Here is a 21,161-nt window from a genome sequence, read left to right as displayed (position 1 = left end):
GAAAATGCGCTCAGCTAGACTGAGCGCATTCTTTCTATCGCATCCGGAAGACTTCAGTTTGCTTATCGTTCTGCACCTCAGCAAAACTCCGAACAAAAGGTCCTTGCGCTAAGATACGAGGAGACAGCATCTGAATACGCTGCTTCGCTTCCTGCTTGGTTGCAAAATCACCGTAAATGACGGCATACCAGCTTTTACCAAGGCTATGTTTCCAGTTCACCCAGATAGGATCCTGACCCGGAATTTCACGTAAGTAACCGCGAATATCACGTTCTTCACTTAAAGCAAGTACCTGAATGGTATATCGGTTTGGATCCAAATGCCCGTAGGCTTCTTCAGTTGTCATTTTCCCCACACACTGCCCGGTTTGATACTGCGGGCCGGGCTGCAAGGCACAACCACTCAGCACAGACAGCGCTAAAATCATCATGATTTTTCGCATTCTAATTCTCCAATTCCAGTCCCTGTCTCCAACAGGCGGCCAGTCTAGCGGGAAGATAAACAGCAAATCGGATAAATCCCTAAATTAGCGACGGATTTGATGTTTTTTAAAACAATTTGCGCCAATTTCTATTCGAAGGTCCTGATTTGAGATGAAATTCCCAGTGATTCATCAGGCTGAAAGCTAACACACTACTGTATTTATGTACAGGGCTTGAAATGTATTGCCTGATTGAACGTATTGAATGATTTAAATGTCTGGGATGTGGTAATCCAGCACAGAGACTGGCAAGATATGCCATAGATAAGAGACTGTATTCAAAGGATAAATTCATGCGATTTATTGCTCCGGCCGAAATTCTTAATATTGGAACCGAACAAGTGATTCTGAGGGAGTACGACAGCACATACTTTCTTGAGGCTGAGTTTACGGCTCAGAACATCATGATGCCGGATAGCATCAAACGTTCGGTTACCAAACGCCAGGCAGAATTTTTAGCGGGCCGGATTGTCGCTCGGGATGCATTGTGTGCCATTCGGCATGATGCGTGCCAGATTCCGATCGGAGAGCATCGTGCACCGGTATGGCCGGAAGGTGTGATTGGCGCCATTTCTCACACAGGCACAGCTGCAATCGCTCTGGCCAAGTGGCAACAGAAAAACGTTCAGGTCGGACTGGATATGGAAGTTATCATTCCGGAAGAACAATGCGAACAGCTGCTGTCAATGCTGCTGAATGATGCTGAGTGCACTTTGCTGAAACAACAAGAACTTCCTTGGCCGACATTGTTTACTTTGGTTTTCTCAGCCAAAGAGAGCCTGTTTAAAGCCATTTACCCGGAGGTACGTCAGTATCTGGAATTCCTTGATTCAGAGATCGTCGCTTTCAACTCAGAGACGCAAACGCTCAGCTTACGAATGATACGTCATCTTAATTCGGTGACTTTTCGACCACGTTATGATGTTCAGTTTCGCATTCTGGACAACAATGTGGTGACCTTACTGATTTAAATCATCATATTTACCTGAATCGGTCTGTTCTCTCTTTCTCAACTGCTTCTCACATTTTTTGACTATTCCTGATGCCGGGTTACCATTATACTGTCTGTATATACAGTATCATTGAGAGGGTAACCATGGCTGTATTCCCTTTTTATATTGAATCAGTCCGGTGCGGATTTCCTTCTCCGGCAGAAGGACATGAAGAATCGCTGGAGCTGATGGATTATCTGGTGCGCCACCCGAATGCCACCTTTGTACTCAAAGCGGCTGGCGATTCAATGACAGGTGCCGGTATTTATGATGGCGATCTGCTGGTTGTTGACCGTGCAGAAGCGGTCTTACCAGGACGGATTGTGATTGCACGTATCTATGATGAGTTCACCTGCAAGCGGCTGATTCGGAAAAATAACACCTGGTGGCTGAAAGCCGAGAATCCCAATATGGCGCCTTTTCCAATGCCGGAAGACTCTGAAATATTTGGGGTTGTTACCCGAAATATACATAACCTGCTGGAGCGGTGATGGATTCAATGAAACCAGGTAACACAGGTCAGATTTGGGCTCTGGTTGATGCCAAAAGCTTTTATACCTCCTGTGAACAAATCTTTGATCCGAAACTTGCCAATAAACCCGTTGTTGTTCTGTCCAACAATGATGGGTGTTGTGTGGCAATCAATGAACTGGCCAAAGCCGCAGGGATTAAACGTGGGGCAGTGTGGTACAAAATTGAACGTGAAGCCAAACGTCTTGGTGTGGAAGTACGTAGCTCAAATTATTGCCTTTACGCTGATATGAGCAGGCGTTTTATTGATGAACTAGCAGAATTTTCTCCGCAAGTTGAACAATATTCCATTGATGAAGCCTTCATCCGGCTCGACGGATTACCACCTGAAACACTTTCTCAATACGGAAAGAATATCGTTGAAACCATCAAGCAACGTCTCGGGCTGCCTGTTCGTGTCGGGATCGGCACATCTCCGACACTCGCGAAACTCGCAAATTCCGCTGCAAAGCATTACGAAAAACGAGTCAATAGTGTGATTCATATTCAAACCGAGCAACAACGGCGCTGGTTACTTGAAAAGACAGACGTACAGGATATCTGGGGCATTGGTGCGAGACTGGCAACTCGCCTGAGAACGGCTGGGGTTAGTACAGCCTGGCAACTGGCGGTTCAGGATGTAACTGCAATGCGTCGTTTATGGAATGTCGGGTTAGCCCGAACAGTGATGGAGCTACAGGGAGTGAGCTGCATTGATCCCGGCGATATCGACGAAGTAAAAAAACAGATCATGTCGACACGGAGTTTTGGCGTCGGTATCACTAACTTGCAGGAATTACAGTCTGCGCTGGCATTTCACTGTCACCGTGCCGGCGAAAAGCTGAGAAAACAGGGGAGTCAGGCATCAATTGTCGGTATTTACATCCGAACGAACCGCTATAAACAACTACCGCAACATAATAAAAGCAGCGCTTTGCCACTTATATGTCCGACTCAGGACACACAAAAACTGATTACTGCAGCTCAAACGCAGCTTTCACAAATGTATCGGCCGGGCTATGCATACCAGAAAATTGGCGTGATGCTGGACGAGCTGAGTCCGGTCAGCCAAAACAAACTTCAATTAGATATGTTCAATGGCGATGCGCTTGAAGAAGCCAAACGCCGGGATTTAATGAATATTACGGACAACCTGAATACCCGTTACAAAAACGGTTTAAAACCGGCCTCTGTGATTGCAACCAGCAACTGGCACATGAGGCAGGCTTTTCGCTCTAATCGATGGACAACGCGACTGGATGAATTGCAAGTGGCTAAGTGCTGAGTTGTTTTAACAAGAGTGATCAAACTCAACAAATCAAGCCATGAAATTTGTCAGTTCCTGAACCGTTAACATAGCTTCTTATTTGTATTGCAACGAAAAATCATCAGTACAATCCAAACCGAGTTAAAGGAAGCAAATGATGAAAAATTACTATGTGAACGATCATGCGCAAAACTCTGGAGAGCATGAAGTCCATCAAGACGGTTGCTCTCATTTACCAAAGCTGGAAAACAGAACATACCTCGGCGTGTTTGATAATTGTGCCGAGGCGGTTTCAGAAGCAAGTCATATCTATTCAAATGTTGATGGCTGTTATTATTGTTGTAATCCTTGCCACAACAGCTGATCGCATAAAAGCCCGTGTGACGGGCATTCAATGTGGGCTGAGTCTTATCTATAAAATAAACAATTGAGTACGCATTATGTACAGTGTGGTAAAGGGGTGTCACGCATGACACCCAGCACGTAAGGTATTGATGAGGCGGGGATTTTCGTACTTATCATTCAGCAAGCCATAGACGACATTTTGATCGTCCATTTCTAAGAGGTCTGCAACCTTGAATGCGACCTCCCAGTCCATTGCATTTCTTCCACGCATCCAGTTACTTACTCTGGAAGACGTGACACCAATCTTTTTAGCAACTTGGTAATCTGTAGTCAGGCTGTATTTGCTTTTGACAGCATTCAGTAGCTCAATTGTGTAGGTCATTTCGTCATCCCATGTTCGGCCAGATTGTTAAATCATAAGCGATCAAAATGATCAATCCCATACCAAGGCGCCCTTGCTAGAAAGATAATCTTCTTATTTAATAGCTGGCACACAAAAAAGTGCAAATGCAATGGTGTTAACGGTATGGATCTACAGCGAAAAAATCCGATTCACTCCCCTTGTCCAGATATGGCCGGAGTAGTCAATTTTGATGAAGAGCTGACTCTAAAGCGCTTAGCTGGCGTACTTGCTTTGCGTGAGTCGTTAGGGCTGAAGAAAAGAAAGCAGACACCCGGTTGCAAGGATTTTCGCTACAGCCGTAAATTTCAGACCATGGCCCGCCGAGCGGCAATTTTGCGCGGGGGTGCCGCATGATCGTTATCCAAAGACGTCATTTTCGTGATACGCCAATGTATCTCAAGCTTAAGAACTGTATCCGAGCATCACTCAATCTATCAGCCCAGTACAGAATTGCGGGAGAGCGTGAAACTGCGTTTCAGTTTCTAAATGATGCCAATCAGGCCCGTGCTGAATTAAATCTCCGTATGGGCTGGGCGTGATGACAAGCCGCAATGCACGTTACGAACATCAAATGATTGCGCGGGGGCTTAAAAAGGTCACTGTCTGGGTTCCGGCAAATGTTGAGGCTGAATTTAAATTACTGGCAGGTGCTTGTTGTGCAAATCGGAACTATGCACCCAACACAGTGCGCGACCAGAGAACAGGTCGATATGTATCGCTAGAAAGGGCCGTCACTGATGACACTAAGTGATCTGAATTACATTGCCGGAACTGTGCTTCCGGGCAATAAAATTGAACAACGAAATGCCAGCTTTGAAGCTGGTTTTTTAGGGTTCGATTTTTGTGGACCACGTCCTGCAGAATTATCACCTTCGCAATTATGGGAACTGAACCGGGTTAACCGTGACAGTGATTTTTTAGTGCGTAAGGGGGATGAGTGGAAAAAGAATCTGCCTTTTGCGAGTCGTGAAAAACTCATCCGCGAAGCGGCGGCGAAAGCCGAAAGTAATAGGCTTGTCCAAGGGCGCAAAAGTCCGACAAGCTCTGAAGCCCTGAGTTATCCCCATCATCCACAGCGCGATCAGTTAGCGCGCATCGAGGCCCAGCGTGATTATCTGGCCCGTCGTGTGACATTGGATAGTTCGGAAAGCTTTTACAACCATGACACGCTTCAGCCAGGCGAAGACGCCCCGGAAACTGATCACCGCAGGTCAAAGGTTCGTCTGATGCATCGTGATTGGTCCGGTCAATATCGGATTTTGCATACCACACAGACTCAGCCGGGTGATGCTCCAGAGCCGCAGGCAGGGGATCGCTATACCGATAAACTGACTCAGCGTGCTGTGAGCAAAATCTTTGAAGCGGGGGCATATGTCGCAACCTGTTTTGATGGTTTCAATACCTTCTTAACCCTGACTTTCACGCAGGAGCAACGAAGCGAGATTTTCGAAGGCAAGACCACGATTGGCCGCGAGGTCTCCCGCTTTCTGGATGGGGCGAAGAAACTCTATAAACGCGGCTTTACGGCCCGTTACGTAACGGAAAAAGACCCAGAGACGAAAAAGGCGTTTTGTCCGTTACCTAACGTAACGAAAGAAATCGCCCCGAATGACGATGATTTTCATTATATCTGGGTGGCTGAGTGCCCGGCCAATGAAGACGGCGAACCGAACCCACATGTGCATGTGTTGCTGAAATGGCAGGTTGAGCCAGATGTTTTCAATGCGTGGGCGGAGCGCATTGAAAAGATATGGGGCAATGGCTTTGCCAAGCTGGAGCGAATCAAACACCCGAAGGCGGCAGGCTCTTACATCATCAAGGCCGTGGGCTATGCGGCCAAAGGTGAGAACGCAGACCAAGGTCTCATCAAAGGCAACCGTTACAATATCGCCCGCTGCAGCCGGGCGCCGGGTTGGGACTGTCTGGCATCTTTTGAAGCTGACAACATGACCGCCATTATCAAGGAAATGGGATACAAGCTGGAGCAGTGGCGAAAGCCGTTAGAGCGCAAGCTTGCCCGGCTACAGAAGAAACACAAAGAGGCCATCCGGGCGAAAGCTGTCGCTAAGAATGCCAACAAGCCAGACGACGTGAAAAAGAAACTGGCCGCCAAAATGGCCCGGCTTGAAAACGCCATGAAAGCCACACGGGAAGAACTGAGAGGCCGTGGCGTCCATGCCTCAACAAAGAACATTTTTTGCCTGTCATTTGACGGGGAAGATGCCGAAACAAAAGCCCATGACTTTTTAATCTGGGCTGCTGGGGCGCGTGGCTGGGGAATGCGGCCAGCCTCCGGAGCAAATACGGATATCACAGAGGTCAAACAGTTTGCTGATAGGCACTACGCCGGAGCTTACACGGCCTTTATGGATAAACGCAGCTATTGGAAAGCTGTTCTTTCTGAAACACCACCGCCTGAGCCAGACGAGAGGGATCTGGAACTGTGGCGGGAAACTCAACAACAATACGAAAGGGTACACAATGCAGCTTGAACAACTCACAACTGAAATTGAAATCGAAGTCAAAAAAGCCACTCAGCACCCGATTTACGGGCGCTTTCTGGCCCCGCTTCGTCTGATGGTGACATGGATGAAAGCCGTAAACACTGAGATGAAAGCCATGCGTGATTTCATGAACAGCCAAGATGAGGATAACCGTCATGCCTAATGAAACTATCGGGCACGTGACTTGCCCCATAGTGGGCGATCAGGCGGAAGTGCGTATGGACAAGCGCGAAAAACTCTATTACTTGGGTGAAGCTGGGATGATTAAGCCCAATTTGCCCGCCGGGCAAGCATGGCTTAAGAAAGCTATGCGACCACTTGGTACGGCACTGGATGAGCCAGAGCCGGAAGAAGAGTCCACCATTCAACGGCTAGCGCGAACGCTTGTCGGTTAAACATCAACAATTCACTGTCGGGAGACAGAGACCATGCAAGACGAAGAAAAGCAACAAGTTCAAACAGACCTTGCCCAACTGACCGCTGAAGCGGTTGAACTCGATGGCGGCCAGCTGCCGCCTGTAACCCTTGAAAATGATGGTGATGCGTTGCCGTTACCATCCCCACCGCCTGAAGAGAAAGACCTCAGTGCCATAAAAGGCACTCTGGGTGTCGGCGTGACCATAGCCGCCGCGCTGATGTGCCCGAATTGGCACCTCACACCCGAAGAGATTGACGCCGTCAGTGATGCCGGAGCTGCTGCCATTGATCACTATTTCCCGGATACCAATCTTGATCACCCGCTTGCCGCGCTTGCGCTGGTAGTGGCCGGGATTGCCGGGCCTCGCTTGGCAATGGGGGTGCCGATGCGCCAGCCAAAAGAGGAAGACAGCAAGCCGGAGCAGGGGCCGGAAACACTCGATGAACCCGTAGATGTTCAGACACTGGCGGAGGCGTAACCATGGCACGTATTGATACATCACTTGAAGCACTCCACGAATACATCTGTGGCGCTACCGGGTCGGGAAAATCAAGCCACGTAAAACGGGTCATTGATAAAGCTAAACGGGTCATTGTCTTTGACCCGGATGATGAATACACCGGGCCGGGCTGGGTGCGCTGTACCTCAGCGGTTGAGCTGTTGGACTGGTTACACCGTCACCCGGCGGGGGGGTTAAAAATCGCTTTTGTTTCCGGAGGTCAAAAAGCCTTTGAATTCTGGTGCAAGGCGGCTTTTGCATGGGGAAATTGCGTAGCCGTAGCAGAAGAAATTGCCGATGTGACCAGCCCGGCCAAAGCGCCGCCTGCATGGGGCACCCTGTCACGTCGTGGCCGGAAGCGTGGCATTAAAATCATGGCAGTCACTCAGCGCCCGGCAGAAGCAGATAAAACGATTCTGACACAGGCGGCGATCATTCGCGCCGGGATGCAAGGTCGTGACGCCGACAGACAAGCTATCGCCCGTGAAATGAATATTTCAGCGGATGTGATCGCCAGCCTGAAGCCCTTGGATTATGTCGAGTTCAAGCGCCGGGATTTGTCTGTGGTGAAAGGGAATCTGACCCATAAACGCATCGAGCAAATCAAAGCGCCCGTAACGTAACGGAAAGTTTGAAAAAAAGCTTGAAAATCAACCATCAAAAATAGCAATATCATATTTCTACTTAAGGGCACGTCGTGAGACGCCCCTGTTTTTTTGTTCACGCCGTGAGGCGCTATACACAAGGTAAATTCACCAATGATGAAAAAATATCTTCCGCTGGTTTTTGTCACTCTGGCAACCGTGGCTGTTGCAAACCGTATTCCTCAAGTTAAAAAACTGATCGGTTAAGGGGCAACGACATGGCACGTATGACCCATAAGTTACCGTCATTCTCTAACGTCAGCGCAGGCGCTACCGCCACTCTGAATATGCCGCTGGGCCTTTCTTATCACCAAGTCCTGATTGACTTCTCCGGCTTAACGCTGGCGCAGATGAAAAACATCCGCTTTGAAATCAATGGCAAGGTGGTTCAAAAGTGGTCTGACGGCGAACGCCTGAACAAGCTGAATCAGCACTATGGCCGCGGTAGTGCTACGACTACCACGCTACCTATCTGGCTGACCCGTCCTGAAATGGATTCACTGGCTGAGCAACGTGTTTTTGCTTTCGGTACTGCCGATGTACAGACAATGAACCTTCTGATTGACATTGATGATGCTGCGACAGCGCCTAAGCTGACTGCCCATGCGATTAAGGGTAATAAGGCACCGCTGGGCATCATCACCAAAATCAAAACATTCCCGGTCTCGTTTGCCACATCTGGCGAGCAGGAAATTGATAACTTGCCACTTCCGCCTACGGCGCGTATCGCAGCTATCCATCTGTTCAGCCCGGATGTATCACGCTGTGAACTGGAGATGAACGGTCAAAAAGTGTTTGAAGGTGACAAGGCGCTGGTAGCAAAAATCCAGACTGATTATGGCCGTGCACCACAGAGCACGGAAAAGCTGACGCTTGATTTCATTCTTGAAGGCGATATGTCCCAGGCGCTGGTGCTGTCAGGAGTTCAGGACTTCCGTCTGCGTCCAGTTTTAGATAACCCGGGCTCAGTTCAGGTGGTTGTCGAATATCTGGATCAGTTTGCTGGTTTCTAAGGGGGGCTAATGGCTGAAGCAAAGGAATCATGGGCCTCCGGATTCATGGAAAACACCATGGATATTTTCGGGAAGGTGGCAGGCACCTACCTTGAATACGAACGTATTCAGCACGGTGTAGATGCCAGTGGCCAGAGTCAGGCTCAGGTGATGAACCAGCCTGAGAAAGAAAACCAAGTCACCCAACTGAACCCGCAGCAGCCCGCCCCAAAAGGCGGCCTGTTGGCTGGGCCTCAGATGTATTACGTCATGGGTGGTCTGGCGTTTGTGGGTCTGATTTTACTGGCGAAGAAGTAAGGGGAGTCCATGGATCCAATTACGATGTCAATGATGGGCTCTGCTCTTGGTGGCGGTGGCGGTATGCCAAGTTTGCCGGGACTGGATAGTGTGACGGGTGGCGCAGGTGGTCCGTCTAACGCTGAAGGCGGCAATATCTCTAACTCGCTCGACTTTTCCTACAACCCGCCAAAAGGCGGCGGTGATATGCCGCCTTGGTTGTGGCTGGGTTTGGCTGCCGTTGTTGTTATTGGCTACGTGGCAGCTAAGCGCTAAGGGGGCTGTATGGGTTTGTTTGGTGGTTCTGATAGTAAGGTTCTTACTAATACAGAAAACAACATTAATAACGCCAATACCAACGCGGATAACAACCAAGGGTATGTCACAAGCGGTATTCGTGATTCAACAATTACTTATACCGATAACGGGGCGGTGAATGCCGCCTTGTCCGGGATGCAATCGACTTCTAACGCTGCATTGGACCGAATGGCCGGGCTCGGTGAAACGATGTCCATATTCGGAAAGGAGGCTATAGAGGCGAATGAAAATGTCTCAAGGCTGGCGATTGAAAATAGTGGGAATTTAGTCACGTCAGCTTTAGAAGCTTCTGAGCGTTCGACCTCCGGCGCGCTTGATGTGGCTCGTGCGATGACTGGGGCAACCAGTTCAATGAGCATGGAAAACATGACCAAGTATTACGCGCTGGCCGCTGTGGGCGTGGCCGTCGCAATTGCCATCTACGCAAAGAAGGGGCGCTAAATGTCAGTTGTCAAAATCAATGTATCCAGTGCTGATAAACCTGTCGGCCTGACAGGCCGATTTTTCAAGGTGCTCAGCGCGTCTGACAATATCCGCGTCCGGTTTGAGTTTGAAGAAGGTGACGACTTAGAAATCACGCTTTACCAAGGGTTAGGCGTTGAATATCCGACGAAATACCGCCGGGTATGGATCGCATCAGACATTGCACAAGATGTCGTGCTATGGGCAGGTATCGGAAAAATGACCGATGACCGCAGCCAAACCAGTTTGGTCGGCTGCAGTGCATTGATGAATCATAAAACCGACCTGTTGGCGGGTGTGGTTTCAGAAGTGGCCCCTTTGCAACTTGGGCGCCGCAGTATCTTGATTCAAGTTGACCAACCTACTTATGTAGGCGGTGAAAATCTTGATATGGCAAACGGGGTTTTGGTTGATGGCCCCGGAGAGATTGAAATTAACACTCAGGCGGCGGTTTATGCCTTGTGTGCGGTAAATAGCACTGTTCGATGTATGTCGGAGGTGAATTAATGCCGCGAGTTTTCACAAGGCAGTGGAAGCCGGGGGATGTAAGAATTCACCCCGGCACACTTGAAGATATTCCGCTGGGCTGGGTGCTCTGTGATGGTCAGAACGGTACGCCCGACTTATGTGATAAAGCGTTAGTCGGCGCAGGGCGGGACTATTCACCGAATGAGATTTTTGGCTCTGACAGTCGTGCGACAGACGGCCATACACTGTCAACATCGCAGATACCCAGCACATCTGTGACCTATCAGCGAACGGCTAACTTTCAAATTTCAGCTATTGAAAATGCGGGTGTGGCTAATAGGCCAATTCCCAATAATGCATGGAGTAGCTACGCGGAGACAGGGCGCTCAACTCCCCGAACTCTGGGCCTGAGAATGTATAACGCAAATACATCAGTGACAGTACCGGGCGGAGGTCAAGCGCATGACCATGGCAATGTTGACGTACGTCAGAAATCAATCGCCGTTATTTGGATTATGAAGCAATGAAAATAACAGTAATTACACAAGACCAATTAATCGTGGTTGATGGTAAACCTGCATTTATGGGTGACATTGGCGGCTTTGAAATGAGCCGGGGTGAATGGGCTATCAATTACGATACCGTAACGGGTGTCGGCCATATTGAATATACGGATAACCGACCGAACCAGAAAATATATACCGCAGACTTTGATAACTCTTATTCGTGGCTGCTTGATGAGCATCAGCGCTATTTAACTGAAACGGCCATTAAAGAAGCTGCTGAGGAAGAAGCCCGAAATGAGCAACCAGAAGAAGATCCTATTTTGGACAGTGGCGATACTGGCGGGGGTGGCAGTGTATAAGTTGCAAACCCCGCGAGGAATTCGAAATAACAACCCTGGGAACATTGAAGACAACGGCACGAAATGGCGTGGCCGGGTTGGTGATGACGGTCGTTTTGTCATCTTCGATACGCCGGAAAACGGTATTCGAGCGCTGGCGCGAACGCTGAAGACTTATCACAAGAAATATGGGCTTACGACAGTTCGAGGAATTATCAATCGCTGGGCGCCAGCAGTTGAAAATGACACAAATTCCTACATTGAGCATGTGGCCGGCTCTCTGGGTGTGTTGCCTGATAGCTCATTATCAGAGTCTCAAATCATGGCAATCGTTCCGGTGATCATTCGCCATGAAAACGGTCAGCAACCCTACAGCATTGAGGTGTTGAATGCAGGCATCCAAGCGGCTTAATGACTTGATTTGGACTGTGGCCGCCGGGGTTGCTGTCTGGTACGTCACACAGCGCCTAATGAATGGTGTCGCTGAAAAGGTCACACGTCCAGCCGGGCAAGCTATGAGCGATTTATTTGCATCGCTGAACGGCTGGGAACCTGTTGAACTGACGCCGCTACAAATCAGGGATTTCTACCTGACAGACGATTTCAGGCTAACACAGGAGGCTGAGGGCGTTTTGTGGCGAGTCGGGGACTATCAGGCGCCTCTTTATGAGCTGTTCGGCAGCCGGGGCGGACAACTAAAACCACAATATAGGGCACTGATAAATGTGCCAATTACAAAGGAAAATTTGCAATGAAATTCAATCAATCTTCTACATGGCGCGGTCTGGCGCTCATCGGTTCAGCTGTTGCGGCTGTATTTGGATACGGTAATTTGTTCAGCGCAGAAATCACAGATGCGGGCCTTCAGCTTGGTGGTGTGATTGGTGCAGCTGTCCCGGTTGCCGTCGGTGTCTATGATGCTTTCCGTGATGAGTTCAAAGCGGCTTAAATCATGGAAATGATCGAGCTATTTAAAACACTTACAGCGATGGGCCTCAGCCCAACGACAGGCATTTTTTTAGCTCTGTTATGGCGGATTGAGCGTCGCATTACTGTGCTTGAAATACGGGCTCAGACAGCATGAGTATTCCGACTAACTTCGGGGTGACGGTGAATACACCGGAGCCAGTAACCATCAAAATTGATATTTCAGAGCGCGCTATGATCATGACAGGTTTTGTTGTTGTGGCTGCCGCTCTTGTCATCAAAAAGATTAAGGGCTAACTATGTCAAAAGGTATTAATTCGCGGACAGGGCGTTTAAAGAAAGGCTATCGTTATAAGAAAGGTGGCGGTGTTGTGAAAGCGAAAAAGAATAAAAAGTGAAGTCACAGTTAAATGATTTCAAAACAGGTACAAAAAGAGCAGGGCAAGCCTGCTCTTCTTTCTTACCACCAGTAGGCTGGAGAAACATTTTCCGGATTATCGGGTAAATCTAACATTGTTCTTTCATCAACTAAGTAACGACGTTCAAAATTACTTCGTTTACCACCGACTGGAGCAAGGGATTTCAGCAATGCCGCAGCCTCTTGTAAATCTTTATCTTGAAGAGTGTATCCTTGATAAATTCTTTCTTTAACCATTGGAACTACGACACGGTATGTTTTTTCTGAATTTGCCTTAGTTTCGAACTCTCTATACATCAATTTAAACATACCAGTAAATGGTGAAAACTGTCCTATAACCTTCATCATGACTTAGTAGCTCTCCAAATAAAAGCAGAAATAAATAAATAAACGGTAAACTCAAACAAATAATCCGCGATTGTTTCTTGGAAGATATCCTGTTCGGGGTATGCGAAAATCATGTAAACGAATTGAAGGACAGTAAGTAAAGGCAATGCAATCGCAATTCCTTTTAACTCTGTGTTCTTCAATAGCTTAACACCGCGCCATATACTCGCCAGCGCAATAATCGCACCGACAGTCACAATACCTGACACAAATGAAATGCCTTTCTCAACATAGTCACCAACATAGGTGTAGGCGGGCACAAGTGCCAATGCCAACATTGAGGCGATAAACAAGAACCCCGCAACACTATTTGATTGTCTCTGAGTATTCACAATAACCTCCTGATATACAACAACTTAGCAGTCTAACATATGTGTATGAGCGTGACTTCATTTCAATTTGACTTATTTTGTAGTTGTTTTAACTTCTTTGGTAGGCGATCAAACTATTGCGCTTTTTTACGACTTGCACTCATTAAGAAAGGTGTTACGCGCAAGACCAAGCGATGAACCGCAGACAAATTGAAAAGGGCCAGCTGGCCCTTTTTTAAGCTTTGCGTTTGGCTTGAATTTTCCTGAGTTCCTTTTTTTTCTCCTTCGTGACTGTTTTTCCTTCAGGCTTCTGAATTCTACGACCACCACGGAAAGGCAAAGGGGTAATAACGTTCGTTCGTACAGGGATATAATCCAGCTCATACATGCGCTTAAGGGCGTGGAAGGTGTCAAAGCGTAGCGCCCATGAGTCCAACTCCTTAGGGCTAAATCTACGGCCTTCAGGGGTAATAAGCACAGCGTCATCCTCATCAATTCGAAAGCCAGTCCATCGGGTATCATCAGGCAAATATCCGCGCGCTCGAATGAGGAGCAGTTTTTCTGCCATGGGATTCACGTCTATAGTCCCAGAAAGCCAGCGCTTCACAGTGATGGGCCTAACATGGAAATACTCAGAGGCTTGATTAACCTCATCAAAAACCTGCCAAAAAAGGGTCACAAATGATTCATGTAACATTGGGCGAATCTCACATTTTCTGTATCCATAGTGATGGAAATTTCTATTAATTATTCGTTATTGGAAGGTCAATCCTATCAACCTTCAAAACAGCTAATATATTTAGTTTTAGCCCTTAACGATTGTAAAAGAATGTAAATGAGCATTTCCATACATCACGGTAGATAAATCTTAGTAACCGATTGATATTGCTGCAATAAATTAATAATAAACCTATCATTAGTATAAATTTTATCATCGTGCATTTACTCTAATGTGAAGGGATTCAAATGTTAAATAAGTATACCTCAGTGCGCATTATGTACATTATGTTAAATTTCGTGTTGCCAGAATGAGAATAACACTGATAAAGCCGGGGGATACCCGGCTTAATGATCTAATTAATTGGGGCATATCCCCCAATTACTGAAGTTTTTCTGATCATAGTGGCAACAATGTAAGTCTGGCCATCATGTGGAACTGTTAGCAAGACACCGTTGTTATAGGTTCCATTCAAAGCAGGTTCAGCGCATTGCGTAGCTTCTGCCGTAGTCACAGAAAAATAACTGTTGTTTCGTGTAATATTGCCGGAAATAGTGCAGGAATCATTCACAATAAAAGAACCATCTGCGTTAATCGTCCAGGTGCTCCCATCTGTTGAATTTGTATGCGTACCGACAATGTCAGTTAAAGATAATGAATCATCAACTTTCTGCATTGTATAAATAATTGCATTACTGTCATCATTTACATCAGTGTAAGGAGATTTCCAGGTGACGGATGAGTTGTTAAATGTAGCTTTCATCTCTACATCTGCATTATGGTCTAAATCTGAGCCATCCCATAATGCCGCAATAGTATAACCTGTTGTTATCATTGTATTATTGATTGTCTTTGCAGAATCAGAAAGCAAAATCCAAAATTTATCAATATCGTTGATGATAATGTTTGTATCCGATCGCTTAGAATCAACCATCATCAGGGAAAAATTTGTCGGATGAACGTAAATTCCATCATAGTTAAATGTTCCTGATTTAGATGTCGCAGATGACTCCTCGCTACTGCCACCTCCCCCACAAGCAGTCAGAATCAAAGTTGATAGAATGCTTGCAGCAATATACCCTTTCATGCGTATTCTCCATTTTGCATATCAACACAAATACGCGGCCATTATAATCAAATAAAACAGTGTTCAAAGCTGAATGTTCATATTTTTGATATAAAAAAGCCCCGAATTTCGAGGCTCATCAATTTAACCATAACGCTGATTTACCATAAAATAGGTAATTCACACTGTGATTTTAGTTCTGCTGCAAATGTCAGTTTGCCTGGTACTTCAATCTCATATGAATGACCTATTCAAAACCATCAATGACCTGATTTCAGTAAAATCATTAAAGCTACTGCACAAGCATCAGAAGATGCCGGGTTTTGTCCTGTAACCAGCAAGCCATCAGTTTCAACATGACTTTGCCAATCTTCAGATTTTTGATAATGACCGCCATTTGCTTTGAGCATGTCTTCAACAAGAAATGGAACGACCTCCGTGAGTCCTACAGCAGATTCTTCAGAATTAGAAAAACCAGTGACTTTACGACCAGAAACCAGAGAGTTACCGCTTTCAGACTGAGTATGGCGGAAAACGGCTGGCGCGTGGCAAACAGCACCAACAGGCTTTCCCTGAGAAATAAAAGCTTCAATTAAGGCGATTGAAGCAGGATCTTCTGCCAAGTCCCAAAGCGGTCCGTGCCCTCCCGGATAGAAAATGGCATCAAAATCCTCAGCATTCACTTGGTTTAATTTCAATGTATTTGCCAAACATTGCTTCGCATCCTCGTCCCGTCCAAAACGGCGAGTAGCATCTGTCTGCGCATCCGGCTGGTTACTTTTAGGATCGATCGGCGGCTGTCCACCGTTTGGAGATGCCAGCGTCAATATGGCTCCCGCATCTTTAAAAACGTAATAAGGAGATGCAAACTCTTCCAGCCAAAAACCCGTTTTGTGCCCAGTCTCTCCAAGTTGATCATGTGATGTCAGCACCATCAGAATTTTCATTGTTATCTCCCTCAGTGAAGTGTCTTCAACCCATTAGAGATTAGTCAGGTTCAGCGAGAACTCTACCTTTCCGCCATGAAAAGCAGACAAATTCAACATCTGAACCCAAACGAAATATGTAAACTTAGTGTCCCAGCAAAAACACAATCTCACTCAGGCATTAACCGCCGGCAAGTTTAACGGTATGCCCTTTTTTCTCCAGGGTCGCTTTTAACAAATCGCGTTTATCTCCCTGAATTTCAATCGTTCCATCTTTCACTGAGCCGCCGCAGCCGCAGACCTTTTTCAGTTCGGCTGCCAGAAGCTTCAGTTCTGTGTCATTCATATCCAACCCGGTAACGATGCAAACACCCTTCCCTTTCCTTCCCTTTGTCTGGCGCTGAATACGAACAACACCGTCTCCTTTCGGGCGCTCAGGTGCTGCTTTTTCTTCTTTGATTCGGCCTGTTTCGGTAGAAAAAACTAATCGGCTGTTGTCACTCATTGAACTCGATCCCAATAACTGCTTGAAAAATGTGACCCGGTCATCAGGTTGAATACAGATGTTTGCGACCGGTGCCAGCCCGAATAATATCAATAAATAGGCTTCTAACGGAAACTCATATGATTCGTAACGTAATCTTTGACTTTGGTGGCGTGCTGTTCGAATGGAATCCACACAGAGTGGTCGAAACCTTCACTCACTCTCACTATGAGCAGGAAGTTTTGCTCAAGAATGTGTTGCAACATCCCGATTGGCTCGCATTGGATCGCGGAACAATGCTGATGGCAGAAGTCATACCTAAGTTTGCAGCCCGGACTGGCTTTCCGGAAGCTCGAATGGAAGATTTTATTGATCATATCCAGAGCAGCCTGAGACTTATCCAGGCATCCAAAACATTACTTGATGAGCTCATTGAGCAAGAGTTTCACCTTTATTTTCTCAGTAATATGTGCACAGCTTTCTTCGAAACTCTGAACGAAAAGCACGACCTTTCAACTTTGTTTGATGGCGGGCTGCTGTCTGCAAGAGAGCTTCTTTTAAAGCCGGAACCTGAGATATTTCAGCTTCTTATGAATCGATACGACTTAATACCGGAAGAGACGTATTTTATCGATGATAATGAACCGAATGTTCTGGCTGCCAGAGAACTGGGGATCAACGCGATTCATTTTTCAGCAACCCCGAGTTGTTATCAAGAAATCCGCTCAGCTTTGAGACTGAAGATAAGTTAACTGAATCTATGCTTACTGAGTTATCTCTTTAACATTGAGCTGAACTAAGCATGACTGCTTATGTCTATAGTACCCATAGATGTGATCATGTGTTCTCTGGAGGTTTTGTGAATAAAGCATTGATTCCACTCATGTTAATTGTATGTACTTTGAGCAGCCCTTTCTCTCTGGCTGAAGAAGGAAAAAGCAGACCTCAGGAAAAGAAATCTATCGTCGGGCAAGTTGAAACCATCAAGATTCCTGATTTAGACATGGAGTTCCTTGCTCGTATTGATACTGGCGCCAATACAACATCAATCAATGCTTCCAACATTCGGGTACTAGGTGAAAAAAGTGACGACATGCGAGAAAACCTTGGCAGCATGGTCGAATTCACCACTGAGAATGAAAAAGGCGAAAAAGCAACCTACAAAGGGAAGATCGTCAAAGTCAGTAAAATCAGGAACGCGCAGGGCGTTGAACGTCGTTACGCGGTCAAAATGGATTTAAGCTGGAATGGTGAACATAAACGCGTATCCGTGAACTTAAGAAACCGCAGTAAGCTGGAATATAAATTACTGATTGGCAGAAATTGGTTAATGGGCGACTATCTGGTCGATGTTGAGAAATCTGACGAAGACGATTAACCCCCTACCATTTGATTCGCTAATAAAAATTTTAACTTACCGACTTGATTCCAGGTCGGTATTGTTTATAGTAATTTTATTCTCAATGTTTAGTTATAGTGCGCCAGAATGAAAAAAATTCCTGTGGTAACCAACGAATCTGAAAAACAGCGCAGTATTCAAACTTTCTCTTTACCGATAGAAGATGTTGAGGTGTGGAAAGTTCTGACTCATCAGCAGTATTCAGCGAATACTTTGCTTGCATTCAAGAACGATTGGAACCATTTCCTGAGCTTTTGCCTGGAGAGGCACGCATCTCCCTTACCAGCCACCGTCAAAATTGTTCATGAATTCATAGACCGCATGGCACAGAAACGAAAACTGGCCAGTTTGAAACGTTACATCGTCACTATTGGATTGGTTCATCGTTGCCACGCGCTCCCAGACCCTTGCCGGCATACTGAAGTTCGCCTGGTACTGAACAAGTACAGGCTCGAAAAACAAGATGACTATAAGAATGCAGCCGCTTTTCGGGACGACCATCTGCAGCGGCTTGCCGAGAATTTCTCACTCGCAACCAAACCGAAAGATGTCCGTGATTTCGCGATTTGGTCCATCATGTTTGAAGCCATGCTGAAACGGAGTGAACTGGCAGCGTTGACGGTAGATCATCTGGACATCGCCCCATCCGGCTTAATTACCCTGAATGTAAAAGAACACGCCATTGCCTTGAGCACACTCGCCTCTCAAGCGCTTCAACGTTGGTTAACCATCGGAATCATTGAAGCCGGAAACGTCTTCCGGCGTATCGATCGTCACGGAAATATTGGCGATCAGCCGCTAGACCATTCCTCAATTTACCGCGTATTCAGACGTGCCGGAGATGAACTGGGTGTCAGCCACGACACCATATTTTCTGGCCAGTCGCCTCGTGTCGGGGCCGTGAAAGATTTATCTGATGCCGGTGTATCAATTCATGATATTCAGGCACAAGGACGTTGGAAGAGCCCGGCAATGCCGGCGCAGTATGCTGGGAACAAAGATAAGCACGATACTGAAATCGCAAAATATGTAAAAAATAAGCCTTGGGAAAAGTGATGTATTGAAAATACGCTCAGTCAGCTTGGTCCGGAAGTCCACTGTGGCTGCGCAAGGTCCTGAATTGGCTGAGTGATACGCTCGAACAATCTTTCAAGCGGCTTCAGATCACCAAAATAACCAGCCTGATTCGCTTCCACCCACTCTTTCAGGTTAATGCCTTCCCAACAAATCTCATAGCCGGCATTTAAGGCCAGAATTTCAAAGAAAATGCGCTGAACTCTGCCGTTTCCCTCACGGAAGGGATGGATCACATTCAGTTCACAGTAATAGTGAGCTGTCCGGCGAATAAAATCATCGAAATTCAGATGGCAAAGATAATCTTCTTCTGCCAAGGCATCAAAAAGACGTTCAGCTTCTCTTGCAATGTTGTTCGCGTGACAAAACCGCGTTTGTCCTTTCGTGATGTCTACACGGCGAATCTGTCCCGCCCATGCATAAAGATCCTGAAACAGGATAAAGTGAATTTTTTTCAGGTAGGACAGTTGGAAACAGCCGAATTCAGGCTCAAAATGTTCTGCACGCACACGGGTAAAATCACGCTCCGCACGCGCCAGTTCATCTTCATCTTCTATATTCAGCAAATTAATCAGCACAACAGAATCAGGATAACAATCCGGATCCTGCTGAACGCCATACTTATCTCGCATAGGCTTTTTTCAGCTTCGCGATCAACGCTTCTTCAGTCAGCACAACCTCTGATGCTTGTTCTGTCACAGACAGCGCATCCAACTCAAACCCCTCTAACTTTAAACTGGCCCGGTAGTTGCGCCTGCGCATTGCCCTGAATCGCTCCGCTTTTACTTTTGTCGTCAACATACAGTGCTTAAGGTGTCTTTCAGTGAGTATTACAGCCCATGAAAAAAACGCCAGTCAGACTGGCGTTCGTATCAATGCAGGTTCATGGGATTAAGGATTACACTTCAGAACGCTGAACAAATTGCAGAGCAGATTCCTGAACGCCTTTCCTGATGGCTTTTTCCAGGTAGTCCGCAAATTGATGACCATAATGAGCCAGCATTTGCGGGAACATGGAAATTGGTGTCATTCCAGGAAAAGTATTGATTTCATTGAGCAATATTTCATTCTCTTCACTCAGGAAGAAGTCAATTCGGGACAGGTCTTCCAACTTCAGATGCACAAATGCTTTTCGGGCATAGGCTCTGATTAACTCAACCTGTTCTTCGCTGATATTCGTCGCTTCAACCACAGTCGTTGAATGGCTATCTGCACTGTATTTTTCTTCATAAGTGTAAAACTTGCCATCCGGACAAGTCACTTCACCCGGCTTGGTTATGATCAGCTCATCACCATACTGGTATGCAGCAACTTCAAGCTCCCGGGGACGAATTGTTTTTTCAACCAGAACCTGATCAGAGAAGGTGAATGCATTTTTGATCGCTTCTCTCAAACTGTCTTGATCTGTCGCGCGGTAGCAGCCGACAGATGACCCCTGACAAGCGGCTTTCACAAACACACTTCCCCAGCGCTCAAGTGCTTCTGCCGCACTTTGGAACGCTTCTTCTGTCTGTTCACTCAGGAAGACATATGGCGTGTTCGGGATGCCAAGCGCATCGAACCATAATTTTGAGGTAATCTTGTTAAAACAGTTGGTACTTGCCTGTGGGCCACACCCGAAATACGGCAGACCAACCAGCTCTAATAAAGACTGAAGATCACCGGTTTCGCCCGGATACCCATGCACACAGGGAATCACATAATCCACAGACAGCTTTTCGCCAGAATCCGATTGAATGCTGCGATCAAGGTTCAATTGCCAGCGTTGGTTATCTTTGTCAAACCATCCGTCAGACTTCATTTCAATGCGTATATAGCGAATGCCATCAATCGACTGGAGGTTCTGTTCAATAAAGTTAGCCGAAACTAAAGACACTTCGTGTTCGGCACTACCGCCACCACAAAGTAATAAAACATGAATTGGATTCATCTTGATCCCTTTTCAATCGCTGCCTGCCGGCACATGAGGAACCGCCAGACGATCAATTTATTATTGCCGTTGAAACC

34 protein-coding genes are annotated in these 21,161 nt (G+C 46.7%); 23 read left to right on the top strand and 11 right to left on the bottom strand.

What is annotated here, in order from left to right; translation table 11 throughout:
- Positions 1 to 34 precede the first annotated feature (34 nt).
- The gene (locus SPK40_RS07670; protein WP_248142359.1) at positions 35 to 442 is read right to left on the bottom strand and encodes an SPOR domain-containing protein; all 408 of its coding nucleotides are present in this window, start codon (positions 440 to 442) and stop codon (positions 35 to 37) included.
- A 332-nt stretch (positions 443 to 774) separates the two neighbouring features.
- On the opposite strand from SPK40_RS07670, the gene SPK40_RS07665 reads away from it, so the two are divergent.
- The 4 genes from SPK40_RS07665 to SPK40_RS07650 all read left to right on the top strand — a co-directional run bounded on the left by SPK40_RS07665 (position 775) and on the right by SPK40_RS07650 (position 3,614).
- The gene (locus SPK40_RS07665) at positions 775 to 1,452 is read left to right on the top strand and encodes a 4'-phosphopantetheinyl transferase family protein (RefSeq protein WP_330960027.1); all 678 of its coding nucleotides are present in this window, start codon (positions 775 to 777) and stop codon (positions 1,450 to 1,452) included.
- Positions 1,453 to 1,577: 125 nt separating this feature from the next.
- The gene (locus tag SPK40_RS07660) at positions 1,578 to 1,964 is read left to right on the top strand and encodes a LexA family protein (protein WP_248142361.1); all 387 of its coding nucleotides are present in this window, start codon (positions 1,578 to 1,580) and stop codon (positions 1,962 to 1,964) included.
- On the top strand, positions 1,964 to 3,268 hold the full coding sequence (locus SPK40_RS07655) for a Y-family DNA polymerase (RefSeq protein ID WP_330960026.1): 1,305 nt from the start codon (positions 1,964 to 1,966) through the stop codon (positions 3,266 to 3,268). The genes SPK40_RS07660 and SPK40_RS07655 overlap by 1 nt, the downstream gene beginning before the upstream one ends.
- A gap of 136 nt (positions 3,269 to 3,404) precedes the next feature.
- Positions 3,405 to 3,614, top strand: a complete 210-nt coding sequence (locus SPK40_RS07650) for a hypothetical protein (protein ID WP_248142363.1) — start codon at positions 3,405 to 3,407, stop codon at positions 3,612 to 3,614.
- A gap of 99 nt (positions 3,615 to 3,713) precedes the next feature.
- Here the strand turns inward: SPK40_RS07650 and SPK40_RS07645 are convergent, their stop codons facing one another.
- Positions 3,714 to 3,977: a helix-turn-helix domain-containing protein gene (locus SPK40_RS07645; protein WP_330960025.1), complete on the bottom strand. Its 264-nt coding sequence runs from the start codon at positions 3,975 to 3,977 to the stop codon at positions 3,714 to 3,716.
- A 144-nt stretch (positions 3,978 to 4,121) separates the two neighbouring features.
- Between SPK40_RS07645 and SPK40_RS07640 the strand changes: the two genes are divergently transcribed.
- From SPK40_RS07640 to SPK40_RS07565, 16 genes are all read left to right on the top strand, one after another.
- Positions 4,122 to 4,352, top strand: a complete 231-nt coding sequence (locus SPK40_RS07640) for a hypothetical protein (protein ID WP_330960024.1) — start codon at positions 4,122 to 4,124, stop codon at positions 4,350 to 4,352.
- A 383-nt stretch (positions 4,353 to 4,735) separates the two neighbouring features.
- The gene (locus SPK40_RS07635; RefSeq protein WP_330960023.1) at positions 4,736 to 6,490 is read left to right on the top strand and encodes a rolling circle replication-associated protein; all 1,755 of its coding nucleotides are present in this window, start codon (positions 4,736 to 4,738) and stop codon (positions 6,488 to 6,490) included.
- A complete protein-coding gene (locus SPK40_RS07630; RefSeq protein WP_330960022.1) occupies positions 6,480 to 6,665 on the top strand; it encodes a hypothetical protein in 186 nt (61 codons plus the stop codon). The genes SPK40_RS07635 and SPK40_RS07630 overlap by 11 nt, the downstream gene beginning before the upstream one ends.
- Complete coding sequence (locus SPK40_RS07625) at positions 6,658 to 6,897, top strand: hypothetical protein (protein ID WP_330960021.1); 240 nt, start codon at positions 6,658 to 6,660, stop codon at positions 6,895 to 6,897. The genes SPK40_RS07630 and SPK40_RS07625 overlap by 8 nt, the downstream gene beginning before the upstream one ends.
- A gap of 33 nt (positions 6,898 to 6,930) precedes the next feature.
- Positions 6,931 to 7,398 carry a hypothetical protein gene (locus SPK40_RS07620; RefSeq protein ID WP_330960020.1) on the top strand — a complete coding sequence of 156 codons (468 nt, stop codon included), beginning with the start codon at positions 6,931 to 6,933 and terminating at the stop codon, positions 7,396 to 7,398.
- Between the two features lie 2 nt (positions 7,399 to 7,400).
- Positions 7,401 to 8,042, top strand: coding sequence for a helicase HerA domain-containing protein (locus SPK40_RS07615; RefSeq protein ID WP_330960019.1), 642 nt, complete (start codon positions 7,401 to 7,403; stop codon positions 8,040 to 8,042).
- Positions 8,043 to 8,281: 239 nt separating this feature from the next.
- Positions 8,282 to 9,076 carry a major capsid protein P2 gene (locus tag SPK40_RS07610; protein WP_330960018.1) on the top strand — a complete coding sequence of 265 codons (795 nt, stop codon included), beginning with the start codon at positions 8,282 to 8,284 and terminating at the stop codon, positions 9,074 to 9,076.
- A 9-nt stretch (positions 9,077 to 9,085) separates the two neighbouring features.
- On the top strand, positions 9,086 to 9,373 hold the full coding sequence (locus SPK40_RS07605; RefSeq protein ID WP_330960017.1) for a hypothetical protein: 288 nt from the start codon (positions 9,086 to 9,088) through the stop codon (positions 9,371 to 9,373).
- Between the two features lie 9 nt (positions 9,374 to 9,382).
- A complete protein-coding gene (locus tag SPK40_RS07600; protein ID WP_330960016.1) occupies positions 9,383 to 9,628 on the top strand; it encodes a hypothetical protein in 246 nt (81 codons plus the stop codon).
- A 9-nt stretch (positions 9,629 to 9,637) separates the two neighbouring features.
- Complete coding sequence (locus SPK40_RS07595) at positions 9,638 to 10,111, top strand: hypothetical protein (RefSeq protein ID WP_330960015.1); 474 nt, start codon at positions 9,638 to 9,640, stop codon at positions 10,109 to 10,111.
- Positions 10,112 to 10,639: a hypothetical protein gene (locus SPK40_RS07590; protein ID WP_330960014.1), complete on the top strand. Its 528-nt coding sequence runs from the start codon at positions 10,112 to 10,114 to the stop codon at positions 10,637 to 10,639. It begins immediately after the preceding gene.
- A 484-nt stretch (positions 10,640 to 11,123) separates the two neighbouring features.
- Positions 11,124 to 11,465 (top strand): hypothetical protein, encoded by a 342-nt coding sequence (locus tag SPK40_RS07585; protein ID WP_330960013.1) that lies wholly within the window; start codon positions 11,124 to 11,126, stop codon positions 11,463 to 11,465.
- Positions 11,401 to 11,856 carry a structural protein gene (locus SPK40_RS07580; protein ID WP_330960012.1) on the top strand — a complete coding sequence of 152 codons (456 nt, stop codon included), beginning with the start codon at positions 11,401 to 11,403 and terminating at the stop codon, positions 11,854 to 11,856. The genes SPK40_RS07585 and SPK40_RS07580 overlap by 65 nt, the downstream gene beginning before the upstream one ends.
- The gene (locus SPK40_RS07575) at positions 11,834 to 12,199 is read left to right on the top strand and encodes a hypothetical protein (protein WP_330960011.1); all 366 of its coding nucleotides are present in this window, start codon (positions 11,834 to 11,836) and stop codon (positions 12,197 to 12,199) included. The genes SPK40_RS07580 and SPK40_RS07575 overlap by 23 nt, the downstream gene beginning before the upstream one ends.
- Positions 12,196 to 12,393 carry a hypothetical protein gene (locus SPK40_RS07570; RefSeq protein ID WP_330960010.1) on the top strand — a complete coding sequence of 66 codons (198 nt, stop codon included), beginning with the start codon at positions 12,196 to 12,198 and terminating at the stop codon, positions 12,391 to 12,393. Before SPK40_RS07575 ends, SPK40_RS07570 begins: the two co-directional genes overlap by 4 nt.
- Before the next feature lie 131 nt (positions 12,394 to 12,524).
- Positions 12,525 to 12,668, top strand: a complete 144-nt coding sequence (locus SPK40_RS07565) for a hypothetical protein (protein WP_330960009.1) — start codon at positions 12,525 to 12,527, stop codon at positions 12,666 to 12,668.
- A gap of 163 nt (positions 12,669 to 12,831) precedes the next feature.
- On the opposite strand, the gene SPK40_RS07560 is transcribed toward SPK40_RS07565, so the two are convergent.
- The 6 genes from SPK40_RS07560 to yciH form a co-directional block, all read right to left on the bottom strand.
- The gene (locus tag SPK40_RS07560; protein WP_330960008.1) at positions 12,832 to 13,137 is read right to left on the bottom strand and encodes a hypothetical protein; all 306 of its coding nucleotides are present in this window, start codon (positions 13,135 to 13,137) and stop codon (positions 12,832 to 12,834) included.
- Positions 13,134 to 13,508: a hypothetical protein gene (locus SPK40_RS07555; RefSeq protein ID WP_330960007.1), complete on the bottom strand. Its 375-nt coding sequence runs from the start codon at positions 13,506 to 13,508 to the stop codon at positions 13,134 to 13,136. The genes SPK40_RS07560 and SPK40_RS07555 overlap by 4 nt, the downstream gene beginning before the upstream one ends.
- 214 nt (positions 13,509 to 13,722) lie before the next feature.
- Positions 13,723 to 14,184, bottom strand: a complete 462-nt coding sequence (locus tag SPK40_RS07550; protein WP_330960006.1) for a phage protein — start codon at positions 14,182 to 14,184, stop codon at positions 13,723 to 13,725.
- Between the two features lie 376 nt (positions 14,185 to 14,560).
- Positions 14,561 to 15,292 (bottom strand): hypothetical protein, encoded by a 732-nt coding sequence (locus tag SPK40_RS07545; RefSeq protein ID WP_330960005.1) that lies wholly within the window; start codon positions 15,290 to 15,292, stop codon positions 14,561 to 14,563.
- Between the two features lie 239 nt (positions 15,293 to 15,531).
- Entirely contained in the window at positions 15,532 to 16,218 is a 687-nt protein-coding gene (locus SPK40_RS07540) for a type 1 glutamine amidotransferase domain-containing protein (RefSeq protein ID WP_330960004.1), read from the bottom strand.
- Positions 16,219 to 16,378: 160 nt separating this feature from the next.
- Positions 16,379 to 16,702 carry a stress response translation initiation inhibitor YciH gene (yciH, locus tag SPK40_RS07535; protein ID WP_330960003.1) on the bottom strand — a complete coding sequence of 108 codons (324 nt, stop codon included), beginning with the start codon at positions 16,700 to 16,702 and terminating at the stop codon, positions 16,379 to 16,381.
- 119 nt (positions 16,703 to 16,821) lie between these two features.
- Here yciH and SPK40_RS07530 point away from each other — a divergent pair, with 119 nt between their 5' ends.
- The 3 genes from SPK40_RS07530 (at position 16,822) to SPK40_RS07520 (ending at position 19,136) form a co-directional block, all read left to right on the top strand.
- The gene (locus SPK40_RS07530) at positions 16,822 to 17,433 is read left to right on the top strand and encodes an HAD family hydrolase (protein WP_330960002.1); all 612 of its coding nucleotides are present in this window, start codon (positions 16,822 to 16,824) and stop codon (positions 17,431 to 17,433) included.
- 107 nt (positions 17,434 to 17,540) lie between these two features.
- A complete protein-coding gene (locus SPK40_RS07525) occupies positions 17,541 to 18,059 on the top strand; it encodes an ATP-dependent zinc protease family protein (RefSeq protein ID WP_248142381.1) in 519 nt (172 codons plus the stop codon).
- Between the two features lie 108 nt (positions 18,060 to 18,167).
- Positions 18,168 to 19,136: a tyrosine-type recombinase/integrase gene (locus SPK40_RS07520; RefSeq protein ID WP_248142382.1), complete on the top strand. Its 969-nt coding sequence runs from the start codon at positions 18,168 to 18,170 to the stop codon at positions 19,134 to 19,136.
- A 20-nt stretch (positions 19,137 to 19,156) separates the two neighbouring features.
- Here SPK40_RS07520 and SPK40_RS07515 read toward each other — a convergent pair whose 3' ends face one another.
- The 3 genes from SPK40_RS07515 to SPK40_RS07505 all read right to left on the bottom strand — a co-directional run bounded on the left by SPK40_RS07515 (position 19,157) and on the right by SPK40_RS07505 (position 21,084).
- Positions 19,157 to 19,786 carry a putative adenosine monophosphate-protein transferase Fic gene (locus SPK40_RS07515; RefSeq protein ID WP_330960001.1) on the bottom strand — a complete coding sequence of 210 codons (630 nt, stop codon included), beginning with the start codon at positions 19,784 to 19,786 and terminating at the stop codon, positions 19,157 to 19,159.
- Positions 19,776 to 19,955, bottom strand: a complete 180-nt coding sequence (locus SPK40_RS07510; RefSeq protein ID WP_330960000.1) for a YhfG family protein — start codon at positions 19,953 to 19,955, stop codon at positions 19,776 to 19,778. Before SPK40_RS07510 ends, SPK40_RS07515 begins: the two co-directional genes overlap by 11 nt.
- Positions 19,956 to 20,052: 97 nt before the next feature.
- Positions 20,053 to 21,084 (bottom strand): D-alanine--D-alanine ligase, encoded by a 1,032-nt coding sequence (locus SPK40_RS07505; RefSeq protein WP_330959999.1) that lies wholly within the window; start codon positions 21,082 to 21,084, stop codon positions 20,053 to 20,055.
- Positions 21,085 to 21,161: the final 77 nt, after the last annotated feature.

Source organism: Photobacterium sp. 53610 (assembly GCF_036409375.1).
Taxonomy (GTDB): Bacteria; Pseudomonadota; Gammaproteobacteria; order Enterobacterales; family Vibrionaceae; genus Photobacterium.
Note: the sequence above shows the minus strand (reverse complement) of the source record. Positions and strands in the feature narration are given on the sequence as shown.

Coding starts and splice junctions, on each gene's coding strand:
- SPK40_RS07505 (WP_330959999.1), bottom strand. CDS start 21,084: ATGAATCCAATTCATGTTTTATTACTTTGTGGTGGCGGTAGTGCCGAA.
- SPK40_RS07660 (WP_248142361.1), top strand. CDS start 1,578: ATGGCTGTATTCCCTTTTTATATTGAATCAGTCCGGTGCGGATTTCCT.
- SPK40_RS07625 (WP_330960021.1), top strand. CDS start 6,658: ATGCCTAATGAAACTATCGGGCACGTGACTTGCCCCATAGTGGGCGAT.
- SPK40_RS07520 (WP_248142382.1), top strand. CDS start 18,168: ATGAAAAAAATTCCTGTGGTAACCAACGAATCTGAAAAACAGCGCAGT.
- SPK40_RS07550 (WP_330960006.1), bottom strand. CDS start 14,184: ATGTTACATGAATCATTTGTGACCCTTTTTTGGCAGGTTTTTGATGAG.
- SPK40_RS07655 (WP_330960026.1), top strand. CDS start 1,964: ATGGATTCAATGAAACCAGGTAACACAGGTCAGATTTGGGCTCTGGTT.
- SPK40_RS07575 (WP_330960011.1), top strand. CDS start 11,834: ATGCAGGCATCCAAGCGGCTTAATGACTTGATTTGGACTGTGGCCGCC.
- SPK40_RS07605 (WP_330960017.1), top strand. CDS start 9,086: ATGGCTGAAGCAAAGGAATCATGGGCCTCCGGATTCATGGAAAACACC.
- SPK40_RS07540 (WP_330960004.1), bottom strand. CDS start 16,218: ATGAAAATTCTGATGGTGCTGACATCACATGATCAACTTGGAGAGACT.
- SPK40_RS07650 (WP_248142363.1), top strand. CDS start 3,405: ATGATGAAAAATTACTATGTGAACGATCATGCGCAAAACTCTGGAGAG.
- SPK40_RS07570 (WP_330960010.1), top strand. CDS start 12,196: ATGAAATTCAATCAATCTTCTACATGGCGCGGTCTGGCGCTCATCGGT.
- SPK40_RS07515 (WP_330960001.1), bottom strand. CDS start 19,786: ATGCGAGATAAGTATGGCGTTCAGCAGGATCCGGATTGTTATCCTGAT.
- SPK40_RS07645 (WP_330960025.1), bottom strand. CDS start 3,977: ATGACCTACACAATTGAGCTACTGAATGCTGTCAAAAGCAAATACAGC.
- SPK40_RS07510 (WP_330960000.1), bottom strand. CDS start 19,955: ATGTTGACGACAAAAGTAAAAGCGGAGCGATTCAGGGCAATGCGCAGG.
- SPK40_RS07580 (WP_330960012.1), top strand. CDS start 11,401: ATGAGCAACCAGAAGAAGATCCTATTTTGGACAGTGGCGATACTGGCG.
- SPK40_RS07545 (WP_330960005.1), bottom strand. CDS start 15,292: ATGAAAGGGTATATTGCTGCAAGCATTCTATCAACTTTGATTCTGACT.
- SPK40_RS07610 (WP_330960018.1), top strand. CDS start 8,282: ATGGCACGTATGACCCATAAGTTACCGTCATTCTCTAACGTCAGCGCA.
- SPK40_RS07630 (WP_330960022.1), top strand. CDS start 6,480: ATGCAGCTTGAACAACTCACAACTGAAATTGAAATCGAAGTCAAAAAA.
- SPK40_RS07585 (WP_330960013.1), top strand. CDS start 11,124: ATGAAAATAACAGTAATTACACAAGACCAATTAATCGTGGTTGATGGT.
- SPK40_RS07560 (WP_330960008.1), bottom strand. CDS start 13,137: ATGATGAAGGTTATAGGACAGTTTTCACCATTTACTGGTATGTTTAAA.
- SPK40_RS07620 (WP_330960020.1), top strand. CDS start 6,931: ATGCAAGACGAAGAAAAGCAACAAGTTCAAACAGACCTTGCCCAACTG.
- SPK40_RS07640 (WP_330960024.1), top strand. CDS start 4,122: ATGGATCTACAGCGAAAAAATCCGATTCACTCCCCTTGTCCAGATATG.
- SPK40_RS07565 (WP_330960009.1), top strand. CDS start 12,525: ATGAGTATTCCGACTAACTTCGGGGTGACGGTGAATACACCGGAGCCA.
- yciH (WP_330960003.1), bottom strand. CDS start 16,702: ATGAGTGACAACAGCCGATTAGTTTTTTCTACCGAAACAGGCCGAATC.
- SPK40_RS07670 (WP_248142359.1), bottom strand. CDS start 442: ATGCGAAAAATCATGATGATTTTAGCGCTGTCTGTGCTGAGTGGTTGT.
- SPK40_RS07530 (WP_330960002.1), top strand. CDS start 16,822: ATGATTCGTAACGTAATCTTTGACTTTGGTGGCGTGCTGTTCGAATGG.
- SPK40_RS07665 (WP_330960027.1), top strand. CDS start 775: ATGCGATTTATTGCTCCGGCCGAAATTCTTAATATTGGAACCGAACAA.
- SPK40_RS07615 (WP_330960019.1), top strand. CDS start 7,401: ATGGCACGTATTGATACATCACTTGAAGCACTCCACGAATACATCTGT.
- SPK40_RS07590 (WP_330960014.1), top strand. CDS start 10,112: ATGTCAGTTGTCAAAATCAATGTATCCAGTGCTGATAAACCTGTCGGC.
- SPK40_RS07635 (WP_330960023.1), top strand. CDS start 4,736: ATGACACTAAGTGATCTGAATTACATTGCCGGAACTGTGCTTCCGGGC.
- SPK40_RS07595 (WP_330960015.1), top strand. CDS start 9,638: ATGGGTTTGTTTGGTGGTTCTGATAGTAAGGTTCTTACTAATACAGAA.
- SPK40_RS07600 (WP_330960016.1), top strand. CDS start 9,383: ATGGATCCAATTACGATGTCAATGATGGGCTCTGCTCTTGGTGGCGGT.